Raw genomic sequence first — 15951 nt, 5'->3', positions numbered from 1 at the left:
GCCGTCATCCCGAAACCGCTTCATGTTTTTCGGCCAAAGACATCAGCGGCCGGCATTCGGATCGCGCATCGGGATCGAGGATGATGTGACCGATACCGGGTCGCTCGCCGGAAAGGAATCTTCCAGACCCTCCTCCAGCTCTTCTTCGAGCAAAGCAGGATCCTTGCTGCGCGCGCCGTCGCCATGGGCAGGTTCGATTGCCGCAGCAAGCAGGGCCTTGGCCCGCAAGACGGCGTTTTCCGAGGTCAGTTCAGGCGTGCTCCTCAGCGTCACGGCAATGCTGTCTTCGCCCTCGCCGCCGAATTCGACGACGAAGCCGTCTTCCGTCTGGTAGACGGTGATATCGTTGAGTGCCATGGCTGTTCTCCGAGGGCGCTCTTATTAGCAAGGCGTATTTTAGTGAAGCGCGTTTTCGGAATTTTGTCGAGCGAAGACCTTTACCAGCCAGTCGATGAAGACGCGCACGCGCGGCGAAAGCTGGCGGTTGCGGGGGTAGAGCAGGGAAACCGGTGTCGGAGTCAGCGGAAAATCCTGCAATACATGGATCAGCGTTCCCTCGGCCAGGTCTTTTTCAGCGTGATAGCGCGGGATCTGAATCATGCCGAGGCCCATCCTCGCCGCTGAAATATAGCTTTCGGCGGCGTTGACCGCGACGGTGGCGGGAATGGTGACGTTACGCACCGTGCCGTCGACGATGAATTCGAGCGGCAGCAGGGTGCCCGTGCTGCTGGAGCGGAAGCCGACCATGCGATGGCCGGCAAGCCGGTGGGGATGCTGCGGCAGGCCACGGGTGGCGATATAATCGGGAGAGGCGAGTGTCACCTCATCAAGCATGGCGACGCGCCGGGCGACCATGTCGCTATCCCCAGGCGTGCCGACGCGCAGCACGCAATCGATGCCTTCGCGCACGAGATCGACTAGCCGGTCGCCCTCGCTCATGTAGAATTCAATCTCAGGATAGGTCTCCAGGAAGGACGGCAGGCTCGGCAGTACGAAATGGCGAGCGAGTGTGCCGTGCACATCGACGCGCAGCAGGCCTTTTGGCTTGGCGCCGGCGAAAGCGCCTTCGGCACCCTCGATATCGGCAAGGATCGACAGGCAGCGCTGGTAATAGGCCTCGCCGTCAAGCGTCGGACTGACATGGCGTGTTGTGCGCTGGAGCAGGCGCACGCCGAGGCGGGCCTCGAGCCCCTTTACCGCATCGGTGACGGTCGAGCGCGGCAGACCGGTGTCTTCGGCGGCAAGAGTGAAGCTGCGGCGTTCCACGACACGGCAAAACACGCGCATGGCATCAAATCTGTCCATCTGTTTGTTCGTTATTCCCGGATAGTGATGCCGAAGAATGCCAGATTATCCGCAGAAGGAAAAGGCGCATCTTCTCCTCATCGAAAACGCGCTGCGGCGCAGGATGAAGGAGAAGGACAATGGCTTCCAAAGAAAACGGCAAGGTAGCACTGGTCACCGGCGCTTCCCGCGGCATTGGAGCGGTAGTCGCCCGACGCCTCGCCAAGGACGGTTTCACCGTCGTCATCAATTATTCCGGTAATGCCGCTCCGGCCGAGGAATTGGCCCAGGAGATCGAGCAGGCCGGCGGCAGGGCGCTGACGGCGAAAGCCGATGTCAGCGATGCCGAAGCCGTCCGCCGCATGTTCGATGCCGCGGAAACCGCCTTCGGCGGTGTCGATGTGCTTATCAACAATGCCGGCATCATGATGCTCTCTTCGCTTGCGGAGGCCGATGACGCCAATTTCGATCGGCAGATCGGCGTCAATCTGAAGGGCACCTTCAATACGTTGCGCGAGGCTGCCAAGCGTCTGCGTGACGGCGGCCGGGTCGTCAACTTCTCGACCTCAGTCGTCGGCCTGAAGCTCGAAACCTACGGCGTCTATGCCGCGACCAAGGCTGCCGTGGAAACGCTGACGGCGATCATGGCCAAGGAGATGCGCGGCCGCAACATCACCGTCAACGCCGTCGCGCCCGGTCCTGTCGCCACCGACCTTTTCCTCAACGGCAAGTCGGACGAAGTCATCGCCCGCACGGCGAAGATGAACCCGCTGGAACGCCTCGGCACACCGGAAGACATCGCATCTGCAGTTGCCTTCCTCGCCGGCCCGGACGGCGGCTGGATCAACGGCCAGACGCTGCGCGCCAATGGCGGCGTGATCTGACCAAGACGGCGGCTTTCGGCCGCCGCTCATTCAAATTTTCATTTCTCAATCAGGCAATCGAATCCAGAAGGACTAGGATCATGAGCAAGCAAGTCATCGTCATCACCGGCGCTTCCAGCGGTTTCGGCGCTCTCACCGCCCGCGCCCTCGCCAAGGCCGGCCATACCGTCTATGCCGGCATGCGCGGCACGGAAGGCCGCAACGCTCCGGCCGTCGCCGATGTGGCTGAATTCGCCAGGAACAACAACGTCGATCTGCGCTCGGTCGAACTCGATGTCGCCTCCGACGCGTCGGTTGTATCAGGTATCGCCAGGATCATCACCGATGTAGGCCGCCTCGATGTCATCATCCACAATGCCGGCCATATGTCCTTCGGCCCGGCCGAAGCTTTCACGCCGGAACAGTTCGCCGAGCTCTTCGACATCAACGTGCTCTCCACCCAACGCGTCAACCGCGCGGCACTTCCGTATCTGCGCAAGCAGGGCAGGGGCCTGGTGGTCTGGGTATCGTCGTCGAGCAGCCGCGGTGGCACGCCTCCCTACCTCTCGCCCTATTTCGCCGCCAAGGCGGCGATGGATTCACTTGCCGTCTCCTATGCCGGCGAGCTGACCCGCTGGGGCATCGAGACCTCGATCATCGTGCCCGGCGCCTTCACCAAAGGCACCAACCATTTCGCCCATTCCGGCTCGCCTGATGATACGGCCCGCGCCGCCGAATACAATGAAGGACCCTACAAGGGCGTGCCGGAGCAGGCGCTGCAGGGCCTGGCAGCGCTCGAACCTGCCGACGCCGATGCCGGCGCGGTTGCCGTCGCCATCGTCGATGTCGTCGGCAAGCCCTTCGGCACCCGGCCGTTCCGCGTCCACATCGATCCGTCCGAGGACGGCGCCGAGATCGTCAACGGCGTTGCCGACCGTGTCCGGGCGGAATTGTTCCGCCGCATCGGCCTCGAGGACTTGCTGAAGCCGGCCGTCGGGAATTGAAACCCGGCCCAACCGCTGCACGCGGGAACAACCGCGCGGGGGAACATGGAGCCAAGCCGTCATCGCAAATATGTGAACGCGACTGCGGAATTTTCCCTTATAATCCTGCGGAGAGTGCGTATATCTGCTTTATCGCGAGAGAATGGAATTCCCTGCCGTTCTCTTCGCGAACCTCCAGAGCCTGCCGCGCCTTTGCTACGGTGCGACAGGCTTGATGTTCAAAGTTGAAGATTGTGGCCCGTCGAAGGTTTCCCCTGCCTTCCGGGCCGTATTTGTCTTGGCGCTCAGACGTCGTTCAGTCTCGCCTCGACCAGAAGCTTCACCAGCCAGTCTACGAAGACGCGGACCTTGTTGCTGAGGTGGCGGTTCGGCGGATAGACGACATAGAGCGGCAGCGGATCGCGACGCCAATCCGGCAGCACGCGGACGAGTTCGCCCCTTGCCATCGGCTCGCGCGCCATGAAGATCGGTACCTGCGCGATGCCGAGGCCCGTCAGCGCCGCCGTCAGATAGGTGCGGCTATCGTTGACCGAGGCGATGTAACGCGGACTAGTCTCGATCACCTCGTTGTGCCGGCGGAATTCGAAGGGCAGCGTCCGGTTGTTCTGGGCGCGGAAATAGTTGACGGTGTAATGATCCGCCTCCAGATCCTCCGGCCGCTCGGGCATGCCGAATTTCTGGATGTAGCTCGGCGAAGCACAGGTGATCATTTCGACTTCGGAGACGCGCCGCGCAATCAGCGATTGGTCGGCCGGGGTGCCGGCCCGCAGGGCGCAATCGACATTTTCCGCAAGATAATCGACCGTGCGGTCGCCGACACCGAGGTCGATACGGATATCGGGATAACGCTGATAGAAATCGCAAAGCGCCGGAACGACGATCCAATCGGCGAAAGCGCCGGCCATTTCGACACGCAGTCGTCCGCTCGGCAAGCTCTGCGAATTGGAAAGGCTGCCATCGAGCTCCTCCAGTTCCGAAATGATCTGGGCGGCGCGTTCGTAATAAAGCGCGCCGTCCGTGGTCACCATGACCCGGCGCGTGGTCCGATTCAAAAGCTTGGTGCGCAAATGCGCTTCCAGGCCCTGTATGAGATTGGTCACCGTCGCCTTGGGCATGGCGAGCATGTCGGCGGCGCGGGTGAAATTGCCCGTCTCCACGACGCGAATGAAGACGCGCATTGCCGAGAGCTGATCCATCGGTTTCAAATCCGCAGTTTGCGTTGCACCATTGTTCGAGATCTGGAACAGTGTTATCGCGTTATAGCTTCTTATTCCTTGGTTGGAATAACAATATCTTTTTTGTACAAAATGCAAGCGGCAGGCGTTGTCTGCTTGTCGGCGACACAGAAGAGACCGGAAGCATGACGGTGGAATGGAAAGATATGATGCTGGATAAGGTGGCCATCGGCCCCGTTTCCGCACGCATCTACCAGGGCGCTGATTACGGCAAGGGTCCGCCGATCGTGCTTTACCTGCATGGCGGCGCTTTTCTGGATAGCGACACACACGTCGACCGGCCGGTGGCGATGAGCCTCGCCAAGGCCGGCGCCATCGTCGTTGCCGCCGATTACAGCAGCCTTTCCGGCAATCTCTTCCCAAAGGCGCTAGAAGTTTCCTTCTCCGTTTTCACCTATCTCGCCAACAAGCGCGCCGGTCTCGGCGACCGCAAGTCGCTGCTCTTCGTTGCCGGCGAAGAGGCGGGCGGCAATGTCGCCGCCGGCGTGGCGCTGAAGGCGCGCGACCAGATGCCGGACGCGCTCGACGGCCAAGTCCTGATTTCGCCGCTGCTCGATCCCTTCATGGGCACGTCCTCGATCCGCAAGGCCGAAGCCATCGGCATGCGCCAGCGCTGGACGGAGGGCTGGAGCCACTATCTGAGCGGAGGCGGTTGCCACCCTTATGCGGCGCCTTGCCTCTGTTCGCGCATATCCGGCGTCGCGCCGGCGCTGATATTCACCGCGGAGGACGATCCTCTGCACGACGAGACAATTGGTTACGGTACCCGCCTGAAGCAGGCCGGTGTCGGTGTGCGCCAGCATGTCCTTCCCGCCGGGACGGGCTGGCCCTCGATTTATGGTGGGAAATCCGACGGAGCGCCCGACTGGCAGGAAAACGTCAGCCACCATTTCGGAAGCTTCCTTCGGGACGTAAGCGTTCAACCGCAATTGCATTGAAGAAGATCTGATATTTCGGCGGCCTTGAGCCGCAAGGAGAGTACCGATGACGTCCAGAAAGAAGCGCTGGGCCCTTGTGGGCGCCGGCATAGGCCTTATTGCGTCCGTTTCCGGCGCTGCATTGTTTTTCGAACTGCCGATGAGCACGACCGCTACGGCCGCTTCCGCCCCCGCACAGGCTCCCGCTGTGCCGGTGACGGTGGCCGTCGTTGCGGCGCACGACGTGACGGCTTGGGAAAGTTTCTCCGGCCGTCTGGAAGCCGTCGACCGGGTGCAGGTGCGTTCCCGTGTTGCCGGCGCCATCCTGTCGGTGGCTTTCCGTGAAGGGGCGCTGGTCAAGCAGGGTGACCTGCTCTTCACCATCGACCCGGCCCCCTACCAGGCGAGCGTGGCGCAGGCGCAAGGCCAGGTCGCTTCGGCCGAAGCCAAGGTCAGCCTGGCGCAGACTGAACTCGACCGCGGCCGCAGGCTTTCCGACAACCGCACCATCTCCCAGAGTGATCTCGATCAGCGCCTGAGTTCGCTGGCCGAGGCTCAGGCGGGGCTGCGTTCGGCGCAGGCCGCACTGCAGTCAGCCCAGCTCGATCTCGATTATACGCAGGTGCGAGCTCCGGTTTCCGGCCGCATCGGCAAGATCGAGGTGACCGCCGGTAACCTTGTCGCCGCCGGTTCGACCTCGCCGGCGCTGACGACGCTCGTTTCCGTCGATCCGATCTATGCGAGCTTTAACGCGAGCGAAGAGATGGTGACGCGCGCGCTTGCCCAGCTTCCGCAGACGGATAGCGCCCTGCCTGCCGTCGAGCAGATCCCGGTCGAGGTCGGCACGCTGACCGACAGCGGCACGCCGATCAAAGGCAAGCTGCAGCTGATCGACAACGAGGTCGATGCATCAAGCGGCACGATCGGCGTTCGCGCCGTCTTCGATAATCCGGGCGGGCGTCTCATCCCCGGCCAGTTCGTGCGGGTGCGCATGGGCCAGCCGAAGGCCGAGAACAAGATCGTCATCAGCGACCGCGCCGTCGGCACGGACCAGGACAAGAAGTTCGTCTTCGTCGTCGATGGCGAGAACAAGGTCGCCTATCGGCAGGTCCAGCTCGGCACGCTGGCCGACGGCCAGCGGGTGGTCGAAAGCGGCCTGAACGTCGGCGAGAAGATCGTCGTCAACGGTCTGCAGCGCATCCGTCCTGGCGCAGTCGTCGCGCCTCAGATGGAAGAGAAGGTTGCGACCGCGCAGTAAAGACTTCGCCTTCCCCTCAGGGGGAGGGCCAATACCCGAAATGATATGACCCGCCGGCGGCTCCCAAACCGCCGGAGAGGGACTTTGTATCCATGTTCACCCCGGAGAGGGCTTTGATATGAACATATCCAGATTCTTTGTCGACCGCCCGGTCTTTGCCGGTGTTCTTTCGGTCCTCATCCTGGTCGCCGGCCTGATCGGCCTGCGCGCGCTGCCGATTTCCGAATATCCGGAGGTCGTGCCGCCGTCGATCGTCGTGCGCGCCACCTATCCCGGCGCCAACCCAAGCGTCATCGCCGAAACGGTGGCAACGCCGCTCGAAGAGCAGATCAACGGCGTCGAAGGCATGCTCTATATGGCTAGCCAGGCGACATCGGACGGCGTGCTCAACGTCACCGTCACCTTCAAGCTCGGCACCGACCCTGATAAGGCGCAGCAGCTCGTGCAGAACCGCGTTTCGCAGGCCGAACCGCGCCTGCCGGCGGAAGTCCGTTCGCTCGGCATCACCACAGTCAAGAGTTCGCCCAACTTCATTATGGTCGTCAACCTCGTCTCTGACGGGAACAGTCACGACATCACCTATCTCCGCAACTACGCGACCTTGAACGTCAAGGATCGGCTCGCCCGCATTGCAGGCGTCGGTCAGGTGCAGGTCTTCGGCGCCGGCGACTATTCCATGCGTGTCTGGATCGACCCGCAGAAGGCCGCCGAGCACAATCTTGCCGCCAGCGACATCAGCAGCGCGATCAGCTCCCAGAACATCCAGGCCGCCGCCGGTATCATCGGCGCATCGCCGAGCCAACCGGGTGTGGACCTGCAGCTCAACGTCAATGCCCAGGGCCGCCTGCGCACGCCTGAGGAATTTGGCAACATCATCGTCAAGACGGGCGCCAGTGGCGAGATCACCCGCCTTCGCGATGTCGCCCGCATCGAGCTCGGTGCTGCGGACTACACCCTGCGTTCGCTGCTTGACGGCAAGCCGGCCGTCGCAGTTGCTGTGCTGCAGGCGCCGGGTTCGAACGCGATCGAGATCGCGGACAATGTGAACGCGACCATGGATCAGTTGCAGCTCGCCATGCCTGAGGGCGTCAAGTACGAGATCGTCTACGATACGACGAAATTCGTGCGTGCCTCGATCGAGAAGGTCATCGACACGCTGCTCGAGGCCATTGCGCTGGTCGTCCTCGTCGTCATCCTGTTCCTGCAGACGTGGCGCGCCTCGATCATCCCGCTGATCGCGGTTCCGGTATCGATCATCGGCACCTTCGCGGTGATGTATGTCTTCGGCTTCTCGATCAACGCGCTCAGTCTGTTCGGCCTGGTGCTTGCGATCGGTATCGTCGTCGACGACGCGATCGTGGTGGTCGAAAACGTCGAGCGCAATATCGAGCATGGCCTGTCGCCGCGGGCTGCCACCTACAAGGCAATGAAGGAAGTCTCCGGTCCGATCGTCGCGATCGCGCTGGTCCTCGTCGCGGTCTTCGTGCCGCTTGCCTTCATCTCCGGCCTGTCGGGTCAGTTTTACCGCCAGTTCGCGCTGACGATCGCAATCTCGACCGTCATCTCGGCCTTCAACTCACTCACCCTGTCTCCGGCACTGGCAGCCCTTCTCCTGAAGGGCCATGATCAGCCGAAGGATTGGCTGACGCGGTTCATGGACGCCATCTTCGGCTGGTTCTTCCGCGGCTTCAACCGTGTCTTCGGCGCGGGCTCGAATGCCTACGGCAAGGGCGTGGGCGGGCTGTTGTCGCGCAAGAGCATCGTCATGGTGATCTATCTGGCACTGGTCGGTGCGACCTACAGTCTCTTCAGTACTGTTCCCGGCGGCTTCGTGCCATCGCAGGACAAGCAGTATCTGATCGGCTTCGCCCAGCTGCCGGATGCCGCAAGCCTCGACCGCACGGAAGACGTCATCAAACGGATGACCGACATCGCGCTGGCGCAGCCGGGCGTTGCCAATGCGATCGCCTTCCCGGGCCTGTCGATCAATGGCTTCACCAACTCCTCGAATGCAGGCATCGTCTTCGTGACGCTGAAGGACTTCGAGGAGCGCAAGACGCCTGATCTCTCGGGCGGCGCAATCGCCATGGCGCTGAACCAGAAGTTCGGCGTCATCCAGGATGCCTTCATCGCCATGTTCCCGCCCCCGCCGGTCAATGGTCTCGGCACGACCGGCGGCTTCAAGCTGCAGATCGAGGATCGTGCCGGCCTCGGCAACCAGGCGCTCGACGAAGCCACGAAGGCCGTGCTTGCAAAGGCCTACCAGACGCCTGAACTCGCCGGGCTGTTCTCCAGCTTCCAGATCAACGTGCCGCAGCTCTATGCCGATCTCGACCGTGCCAAGGCCGAGCAGCTCGGGGTTTCCGTCACCGACGTCTTCCAGACGCTGCAGATCTATCTCGGTTCGCTCTATGTCAACGACTTCAACGCCTTCGGCCGCACCTACAGCGTCCGTGTGCAGGCCGATGCGAAATTCCGCGCCCAGCCGGAAGATATCGGCCAGTTGAAGGTCCGTTCGGCATCGGGTGAGATGATCCCACTTTCGGCCCTTCTGAAGGTGGAGCCGAGCACCGGTCCGGAACGCGCGAACCGCTACAACGGCTTCCTTGCCGCCGATATCAACGGCGGTCCGGCACCGGGCTTTTCGTCCGGCCAGGCGCAGGCGGCAATCGAGAAGATCCTTCACGAGACCCTGCCTGCGGGCATCGACTTCGAATGGACGGATCTGACCTATCAGCAGATCCTGGCCGGCAATTCGAGCATCGTCGTCTTCCCCCTGGCACTGTTGCTCGTCTTCCTCGTGTTGGCCGCCCAGTATGAAAGCCTGACGCTGCCGCTTGCGATCATCATGATCGTGCCGATGGGCGTGCTGGCCGCGCTGACCGGCGTCTGGCTCACCGGTGGAGACAACAACATCTTCACCCAGATCGGTCTTGTGGTGCTTGTCGGTCTATCGGCGAAGAACGCGATCCTGATCGTGGAATTCGCCCGCGAACTGGAGTTCGAGGGAAGAACACCGCGGGAGGCCGCAATCGAGGCCAGCCGCCTTCGCCTTCGCCCGATCCTCATGACCTCCCTTGCCTTCATCATGGGTGTCGTGCCGCTCGTCGTCTCTACAGGCGCCGGCGCGGAAATGCGCGCGGCCATGGGTGTCGCGGTCTTCTCCGGCATGATCGGCGTGACCTTCTTCGGCATCTTCATGACGCCGGTGTTCTACGTGCTGCTACGGCGGCTGACGGGTAACCGTCCGCTCGTCCAGCACAAGCCGGACGAACACAAGGAAGAAGAGGCGGAGGTCATCCGGCTCGCGGCGGAATAAACGGAATTCAACCTTCCTTTGTCGGGTAAATCGGGCGGGAACTTCGGTTCTCGCCCGTATCGTTTTCAAGGCATGATGCCGAAGTGCGCGCGGCCTTCGGACGACGCCCTCCAGGGCATATGACAAAAATGCGTTACGTCCGTCAAAACGGTTTGCAACGATGGGCGAGGAGACTATCAAAGACGGACAACAGTTGGGAGGACTGAATGACGAGTTCGAGAGAAGGTCATGACGGCAGGCGGATCGCCTTTCTCGGCACCGGCCTGATGGGCGCGCCGATGGCTCGCCGGCTGCTGGGCGCGGGTTTTGCCGTCACCGTCTGGAATCGCGATCTCAGCAAGGCCGAGGCGCTTGCGGAAGACGGCGCGGTCTGCGCGAAAACACCTGATGATGCCGTCTCGGGCGCCGACGTCGTCATCACCATGTTGACCAACGCCGAGGCGGTGGAGGACGTGTTGTTCGACCGCGGAGCGGTCGATGCGATGACGTCTGGCACAACGGTCATCGACATGAGTTCGATTGCCCCGCATTTCGCCCGCGACCATTCTGCAAGGCTTGCCGAACGCGGCGTCGATCACGTCGATGCGCCGGTATCAGGCGGCGTCGTCGGGGCGGAAGCGGGTACGCTTGCGATCATGGCGGGCGGTGACAAGGACGTGATCGACGGGCTTGCGGATATCTTTGCGCCGATGGGGCGGGTGACCCGCGTCGGTCCGAGCGGGGCAGGCCAGCTCGCCAAGCTTGCCAACCAGCAGATCGTCGCCGTGACGATCGGCGCCGTCGCCGAAGCGATGATGCTGATCGAAGCGGGCGGCGGCTCGCAGGCCGCCTTCCGCGACGCCATTCGCGGCGGCTTTGCCGAGAGCCGTATCCTTGAGCTGCACGGCAAGCGCATGGTCGAGCGGCAGTTTACCCCAGGCGGTTCGTCCAGCAACCAGCTGAAGGATCTGAACGCCGCCATGGAGACGGCCAAGACCCTGTCGCTGACGCTGCCGCTGACGGCGGCGGTGCATGCCGAATTCAGCGAATTCGTCGCCAATGGCAATGGCGAAAAGGATCACAGTGGCCTGCTCCTCCATCTCGAAGAGAAGAATGCCCGGCCGGGAGAAAAACAGTGACGGACAGCCATTCGCCGAAGCGGCGCCTGCGTTCGCAGGACTGGTTCGACAATCCCGATCATATCGACATGGCAGCGCTCTATCTGGAGCGCTTCATGAATTACGGCATCACGCCGGAAGAACTGCGCTCCGGCAAGCCGGTCATCGGGATTGCCCAGAGCGGCAGCGATCTCACGCCTTGCAACAGAGTGCATGTCGAGCTTGCCAAGCGGGTGCGCGACGGCATCCGCGATGCCGGCGGCATTCCGATCGAGTTTCCGACGCATCCGATCTTCGAGAATTGCAAGCGCCCGACGGCCGCACTCGACCGCAATCTCGCCTATCTCGGCCTCGTCGAAATCCTCTACGGCTATCCGCTCGACGGTGTCGTGCTGACCACCGGCTGCGACAAGACCACGCCTTCAGCGATCATGGCTGCTTCGACGGTCGATATTCCGGCGATCGTGCTCTCCGGAGGGCCGATGCTCGACGGTTGGCACGAGGGGGAGCTGGCGGGCTCCGGGACGGTGATCTGGCGGATGCGGCGGAAATATGCGGCAGGCGAGATCGATCGGGAGGAATTTCTGCAGGCGGCGCTCGATTCTGCGCCTTCCGTCGGCCACTGCAATACGATGGGCACCGCTTCGACGATGAATGCGCTGGCCGAGGCGCTCGGCCTTTCGCTGACCGGCTGTGGCGCCATTCCGGCCGCTTACCGCGAACGCGGCCAGATGGCCTACCGCACCGGGCGACGCGCCGTCGAAATCGTGTTCGAGGATCTGAAGCCGTCGGATATCCTGACGCGCGAGGCTTTCCTGAATGCGATCCGCACCAATTCGGCGATCGGCGGCTCGACCAACGCGCAGCCGCATCTGGCCGCGATGGCGAAGCACGCCGGCGTCGAACTCTATCCCGACGATTGGCAGGTACATGGTTTCGATATCCCGCTGCTGGCCAATGTCCAGCCGGCGGGCGCCTATCTCGGAGAGCGCTTTCATCGTGCCGGCGGTACGCCGGCGATCATGTGGGAGTTGCTGCAGGCCGGAAAGCTCGCCGGCAACTGTCGCACGGTGACGGGCAGGACGATCGCCGAGAACCTAGAGGGCAAGGAAGCGCGCGACCGCGAGGTTATCAAGCCGTTCGCTGAGCCGCTGAAGGAGCGGGCGGGCTTCCTCGTTCTCAAAGGCAATCTCTTCGATTTCGCGATCATGAAGATGAGCGTGGTCTCGGAGGATTTCCGCCGGCGCTACCTTGAGGAACCCGGGCACGAAGGCGTCTTCGAGGGCAGGGCGGTGGTTTTCGACGGTTCCGAGGACTATCACAAGCGCATCAACGATCCCGAACTCGGTATCGACGAAAACACCATCCTCGCCATCCGCGGCGCCGGGCCGATCGGCTGGCCGGGTTCGGCTGAGGTCGTCAACATGCAGCCGCCGGATCATCTCCTGAAGCGCGGCATCAGCAGCCTGCCGACGATCGGCGACGGCCGCCAGTCGGGCACGGCGGACAGTCCCTCGATCCTCAACGCCTCGCCGGAGAGTGCAGCGGGAGGCGGCCTCGCCTGGCTTCGTACCGGCGATATCATCCGCATCGACTTCAACCACGGGCGCTGCGACATGCTGGTCGAGGACGCCGAGATCGAACGGCGCAAGGGCGACGGCATCCCGCCAGTGCCGGCGGATGCGACGCCGTGGCAGCAGATCTACCGCCGCTCGGTGACGCAATTGTCGGACGGCGCGGTGCTGGAGGGAGCGGCGGAATTCCGCCAGATCGCAAAAAACCCGCCGCGGCACAACCACTGATCTTAAAGGTGCCGCAGACTGCAAGTCCTTTGATCCAAAAGGGGAAAGTCGTAACGAACAGTTCACCTAGTCATTAGTTCGGTCATCAGCACAAGGCTTCATTAATGCCGGCTTGAGACCATATTGCCGTTATGCAAGCTTCTAAGGCTGGGACCGCGTTGCCAGAGATCAAAGCCACACGATCCGAACGGGAGTTCCAGGATCTTCTGCGTCGGCTCGAACTCGCTCTCGATGCATCCCAGATCGGTGTCTGGGAGCACAGCATCGAGCAGGACGGGATCTTGTGGGATGCACAGATGCATCGTCTCTACGAGACCGGCGAGACGTGCCGGCTGGTGCCGGCATCGCTTTGGTCGGATGCCATCCATCCCGATGATCGCGAGCGGGCCGAACGCGACTTCGAGCAGGCGATAACGACGCGCGGCGCCTATAATTCGCAATTTCGGATCGTGCTGCCGAGCGGTGAAATCCGCCATTTGCGTTCGCGCGCGCATTTCTATGTCGATGCGGAGGGTCTGCCTTCCTTCATCGGCGCCGAATGGGATGTGACGGCCGACATACTGCTCAACGCGGAACTGGCGCGGCAAAAGGTGGTGGCCGAGGCGAGGGCGCTGGCGCTCGAGGAAAGCAATGCCCGCATCGAGCATGTCGCCGATCATGACTATCTCACCGGCCTGCCGAACCGGCGCCTTCTCGACAAGCGGCTGGCGGAGTTGCCAGCCGACAAAAGCATCACGACGCTTGCCGTGCTGCATCTTGACCTCGACCAGTTCAAGCAGATTAACGACAGCCACGGTCATGCCGCTGGCGACGCCGTTCTCAGGGCCGCAGCACTTAGAATCACCGCCGCCATTCCTGCAAATGGCGTGGTCGCCCGCGTTGGCGGCGATGAATTCGTCATCGTACTGGTCAATTTCGCCGATCTCACTGAGCTGAAGCTGATCACCGAGGACGTCCAGCGTCGGCTGCGGAAGAAGATCCGCTTCGGCCAGGAGATGCTGCAATCCGGCGCCTCGATCGGCGTTTCCTGGAGCGGCGATCGGCGTGCGCGCAACCTGCTGGCCGAATCCGACCTGGCGCTCTACCAGGCCAAGAAGCTCGGGCGCAACCGCGTCGAATTCTTCACGCGGCAATTGCAGGAGGATCTGCGCTCCAAGCGTCGCCTCGCCGAAGAGTTGAAGCTTGGGCTGGAGCGCGGTGAGATCCTTCCCTATTATCAGCTGCAGCTCGACGCCCGGACGCGGGAGGTCATCGGCTTCGAGGCGCTGGCGCGCTGGAAACATCCGGAGAAGGGCGTGCTCGCTCCGGGGGTATTCCTGAAGATTGCCGATGAGCACGGACTTGCGGCGGAGATCGACGCGGCGATCCTCAAAAGCGTTCTCGAAGACCGGCTGTTCTGGCTGTTGCGCGGCCTTGCGGTTCCGCGCATCGCCGTCAATATCTCGGCGTCGCGGCTTGCCGATCCGGCACTGCTCGACAAGCTGAGGAAGCTCGATATCCCGCCCGGCGTGATCGTCTTCGAACTGGTCGAAACGATTTTCCTCGACGACAGCGACGAAAAACTGCTCGATCATATCGGCGGTATCAAGCAGATGGGCATCGACATCGAGATTGACGACTTCGGATCCGGTCATGCCTCGCTCATCGGTCTCGTCAAGCTGCGGCCGAAACGGCTGAAGATCGACCGGCAACTCGTCACCGAGGTCGTCAGCTCGGCCGAACAGCGGCGCGTGGTGGGTTCGATCGTGGAAATCGCCAAGGCACTCGATGTCGAGGTGATCGCCGAGGGCATCGAGACCGAGGCGCATGCCGTCGTGCTGGCGCAACTCGGCTGCGACGGCCTGCAGGGCTATGCGTTCGGTTATCCCGCACCGGCGGCGGAGACAGATCGTCTGTTCTCATCGATGACGAGCCGAATCGAAAAGCAGAAGACCGCGATGGGCAACTGAACGGCCGGCGACCCGTCCGCTGGCGACTGTCATCGCTCCCGGTTTTTGCCGCGTCGCGGAGGTGATTTTGGACGAACGCTTCTCTCGTCTTTCAAATTCGCAGGCGGTCTCTTTTCGGCGCGGCTTTTTATTCGCATCCGCAGGAAGATAATTGGCGTGCAAGTAATTTTCTTGAGCTTGCAACGGCATTGTTTCATGGTAATGCGGAAACGAAGCTTTCTGTATTGCATCGAAAAATGATTATACGCGTCGTCAAGTCCATGAGCGCGGCTCTCCATCGTTCGCAGGTGCAATCGGGAGCTGGGGCCCGACAATTGCTTTGCCGTTGCCGGGATGGACTTGCGGGACATTTAATCTAGGAAAGTCGCATGAATTCGGAATTTGCCGTTCGTTCGATGCGGCCCGGCGAACTGGAACTCGTGCTCGAATGGGCGCGTCAGGAAGGCTGGAACCCTGGCCTCGACGATTCGCTTGCATTCCTCGAGGCCGATCCGTCAGGATTTTTCGTCGGCTCCATCGGCGAAGTCCCCGTCGGTTCGATCTCGGTCGTCAAATATGGTGAGAGTTTCGCCTTCCTGGGCCTTTACATCGTCCATCCTGATTTTCGCGGCAAGGGTTATGGCAAGGCGATCTGGGAGACGGGCATTGCCAGCGCGGGAGACCGCACGATCGGTCTCGACGGCGTCGCCGCACAGCAGGACAACTACCGCAAGGCCGGCTTCGAGCCAGCCTATTCCACCATTCGCTACGGCGGCGTCGCCACCTCCTTGCCGGTCTCGACGCTTGTCGCGCAGCCGGTGCTGGATTCACGCCTCGAAGGCCTGCAGCGCTATGATTCGGCGATCTTTCCGCAGCCGCGGGATGCCTTCCTCACCTCCTGGTGCACCGGCCGCAGGGGCCGCCGTTCGGCGGTGGTGCGCAAGAGCGGCAAGATCCGCGGTTACGCCACGATCCGCCGCTGCTACGAGGGCTACAAGGTCGGCCCGCTCTTTGCCAATGATGCCGACAGCGCCGCGGCGTTGCTTGCCGAATTGATCCCCGAGGCGAAGGGGGCCGCGGTCTTCATCGATATTCCCGCAGAGAACCACGAGGCGGTCGCGCTTGCCGAAGGCATCGGTCTTCAACCGGTGTTCGAGACGACACGCATGTATCGCGGGTCGGCGCCGGCCATTCCGCTGAAGCACGTCTTCGGCGTGACGACGCTGGAGCTTGGTTAAAGCCTT

At 62.3% G+C, this 15951-nt stretch carries 12 protein-coding genes; 9 read left to right on the top strand and 3 right to left on the bottom strand.

What is annotated here, in order from left to right:
- Window positions 1–42 precede the first annotated feature (42 nt).
- Window positions 43–357: a hypothetical protein gene (locus AC2444_RS16975; protein ID WP_012758722.1), complete on the bottom strand. Its 315-nt coding sequence runs from the start codon at window positions 355–357 to the stop codon at window positions 43–45.
- Window positions 358–396: 39 nt separating this feature from the next.
- Window positions 397–1305: a LysR family transcriptional regulator gene (locus AC2444_RS16970; RefSeq protein ID WP_012758721.1), complete on the bottom strand. Its 909-nt coding sequence runs from the start codon at window positions 1303–1305 to the stop codon at window positions 397–399.
- Between the two features lie 119 nt (window positions 1306–1424).
- On the opposite strand from AC2444_RS16970, the gene AC2444_RS16965 reads away from it, so the two are divergent.
- Window positions 1425–2168: an SDR family oxidoreductase gene (locus tag AC2444_RS16965; protein ID WP_012758720.1), complete on the top strand. Its 744-nt coding sequence runs from the start codon at window positions 1425–1427 to the stop codon at window positions 2166–2168.
- An 80-nt stretch (window positions 2169–2248) separates the two neighbouring features.
- Entirely contained in the window at window positions 2249–3151 is a 903-nt protein-coding gene (locus AC2444_RS16960) for an SDR family oxidoreductase (RefSeq protein WP_012758719.1), read from the top strand.
- Between the two features lie 284 nt (window positions 3152–3435).
- Here AC2444_RS16960 and AC2444_RS16955 read toward each other — a convergent pair whose 3' ends face one another.
- A complete protein-coding gene (locus AC2444_RS16955; protein ID WP_003542399.1) occupies window positions 3436–4347 on the bottom strand; it encodes a LysR family transcriptional regulator in 912 nt (303 codons plus the stop codon).
- Between the two features lie 164 nt (window positions 4348–4511).
- On the opposite strand from AC2444_RS16955, the gene AC2444_RS16950 reads away from it, so the two are divergent.
- The 7 genes from AC2444_RS16950 (at window position 4512) to AC2444_RS16920 (ending at window position 15945) form a co-directional block, all read left to right on the top strand.
- Window positions 4512–5324 carry an alpha/beta hydrolase fold domain-containing protein gene (locus AC2444_RS16950; protein WP_012758718.1) on the top strand — a complete coding sequence of 271 codons (813 nt, stop codon included), beginning with the start codon at window positions 4512–4514 and terminating at the stop codon, window positions 5322–5324.
- A gap of 46 nt (window positions 5325–5370) precedes the next feature.
- On the top strand, window positions 5371–6561 hold the full coding sequence (locus tag AC2444_RS16945) for an efflux RND transporter periplasmic adaptor subunit (protein ID WP_012758717.1): 1191 nt from the start codon (window positions 5371–5373) through the stop codon (window positions 6559–6561).
- A 118-nt stretch (window positions 6562–6679) separates the two neighbouring features.
- The gene (locus tag AC2444_RS16940) at window positions 6680–9880 is read left to right on the top strand and encodes an efflux RND transporter permease subunit (RefSeq protein ID WP_012758716.1); all 3201 of its coding nucleotides are present in this window, start codon (window positions 6680–6682) and stop codon (window positions 9878–9880) included.
- 206 nt (window positions 9881–10086) lie between these two features.
- Window positions 10087–10998, top strand: a complete 912-nt coding sequence (locus tag AC2444_RS16935) for an NAD(P)-dependent oxidoreductase (protein WP_012758715.1) — start codon at window positions 10087–10089, stop codon at window positions 10996–10998.
- Complete coding sequence (locus AC2444_RS16930; RefSeq protein ID WP_012758714.1) at window positions 10995–12779, top strand: IlvD/Edd family dehydratase; 1785 nt, start codon at window positions 10995–10997, stop codon at window positions 12777–12779. The genes AC2444_RS16935 and AC2444_RS16930 overlap by 4 nt, the downstream gene beginning before the upstream one ends.
- A gap of 131 nt (window positions 12780–12910) precedes the next feature.
- Entirely contained in the window at window positions 12911–14728 is a 1818-nt protein-coding gene (locus AC2444_RS16925) for a putative bifunctional diguanylate cyclase/phosphodiesterase (protein ID WP_012758713.1), read from the top strand.
- Window positions 14729–15096: 368 nt separating this feature from the next.
- Window positions 15097–15945, top strand: coding sequence for a GNAT family N-acetyltransferase (locus tag AC2444_RS16920; RefSeq protein ID WP_012758712.1), 849 nt, complete (start codon window positions 15097–15099; stop codon window positions 15943–15945).
- The last annotated feature ends 6 nt before the right edge of the window (window positions 15946–15951 follow it).

This window comes from Rhizobium sp. WSM1328, from assembly GCF_057653715.1.
Note: the sequence above shows the minus strand (reverse complement) of the source record. Positions and strands in the feature narration are given on the sequence as shown.

Bases quoted from the DNA above. Each gene is read 5' to 3' on its own strand.
- AC2444_RS16975 (WP_012758722.1), bottom strand. From the start codon at position 357: ATGGCACTCAACGATATCACCGTCTACCAGACGGAAGACGGCTTCGTC.
- AC2444_RS16970 (WP_012758721.1), bottom strand. From the start codon at position 1,305: ATGGACAGATTTGATGCCATGCGCGTGTTTTGCCGTGTCGTGGAACGC.
- AC2444_RS16965 (WP_012758720.1), top strand. From the start codon at position 1,425: ATGGCTTCCAAAGAAAACGGCAAGGTAGCACTGGTCACCGGCGCTTCC.
- AC2444_RS16960 (WP_012758719.1), top strand. From the start codon at position 2,249: ATGAGCAAGCAAGTCATCGTCATCACCGGCGCTTCCAGCGGTTTCGGC.
- AC2444_RS16955 (WP_003542399.1), bottom strand. From the start codon at position 4,347: ATGGATCAGCTCTCGGCAATGCGCGTCTTCATTCGCGTCGTGGAGACG.
- AC2444_RS16950 (WP_012758718.1), top strand. From the start codon at position 4,512: ATGACGGTGGAATGGAAAGATATGATGCTGGATAAGGTGGCCATCGGC.
- AC2444_RS16945 (WP_012758717.1), top strand. From the start codon at position 5,371: ATGACGTCCAGAAAGAAGCGCTGGGCCCTTGTGGGCGCCGGCATAGGC.
- AC2444_RS16940 (WP_012758716.1), top strand. From the start codon at position 6,680: ATGAACATATCCAGATTCTTTGTCGACCGCCCGGTCTTTGCCGGTGTT.
- AC2444_RS16935 (WP_012758715.1), top strand. From the start codon at position 10,087: ATGACGAGTTCGAGAGAAGGTCATGACGGCAGGCGGATCGCCTTTCTC.
- AC2444_RS16925 (WP_012758713.1), top strand. From the start codon at position 12,911: ATGCAAGCTTCTAAGGCTGGGACCGCGTTGCCAGAGATCAAAGCCACA.
- AC2444_RS16920 (WP_012758712.1), top strand. From the start codon at position 15,097: ATGAATTCGGAATTTGCCGTTCGTTCGATGCGGCCCGGCGAACTGGAA.